Genomic DNA, 910 nt, shown 5'->3' on the forward strand with positions numbered 1-910 from the left:
AAGGCATCGCAGATCAGCGGCATGAGCGACACGCAGCTCGAAGGTCTGAGCGTTGCTCAGGCTGGCGCACTGACGGCGGCCCAGGTCGGTGCTCTCAGTGCCGATGACATCAAGAAGTTCTCCGACGACGAAATTGCTGCCCTCAGCCCCAAGGCAATCCCTGGCCTGAAGAACGAAGCAATTGCCGCTCTCACTGAAAGCCAGGTCGGCAAGCTCAGCACCGACCAGCTCAAGCAGGTCACCACCAAGCAGATCACTGCCTTCACGTCTGGCCAGCTTGCCAAATTCACCGATGATCAGATCGGCGCATTGTCGGCTGCTCAGGTCGGCGCGCTCACCAACGACCAGATTGGTGGTCTGACTGCCGGTCAGATCGACAAGCTCAGCAATGCTGCTGTCGCTGGCCTCAAGGCCACGCAGATCACCGCGATGACTGCCGATCAGGTTGCCGGCATCACCGCAGGCCAGAGCGCTCTGCTGACGGCTGCGCAGGTTGCAGGCTTCAGCGCCACGAACGTGACGAAGCTGACCGACGATGCGGTTGCTGGCCTGACCACGAAGGCTCTCCCGAGCCTGAAGAACGAAGCGATCGCTGTTCTCAGCGAAAGCCAGGTCGGCAAGCTCAGCGCCGACCAGATCAAGGTGATGACGCCGAAGCAGGTTACCGCCTTCACGGCTGGCCAGCTCGGCAAGTTCACCGACGATCAGATGGGTGCTCTGACGGCTGCCCAGGTCGGCTCTCTCTCCGACGCGCAGATTGTCGGTCTCTCGGCTGCTCAGATCGGCAAGCTCAGCAACGCTGCTGTCGGCGGTCTGAAGGCATCGCAGATCAGCGGCATGAGCGACACGCAGCTCGAAGGTCTGAGCGTTGCTCAGGCTGGCGCACTGACGGCGGCCCAGGTCGGTGCTC

At 62.1% G+C, this 910-nt stretch carries 1 pseudogene; it reads left to right on the top strand.

Features of this window, described 5'->3' with window-relative positions:
• Positions 1-21 precede the first annotated feature (21 nt).
• Positions 22-910: pseudogene (locus AC1DIJ_RS30890) on the top strand (hypothetical protein); the annotation flags it as partial.

The organism is Rhizobium sp. 10N427 (assembly GCF_056394605.1).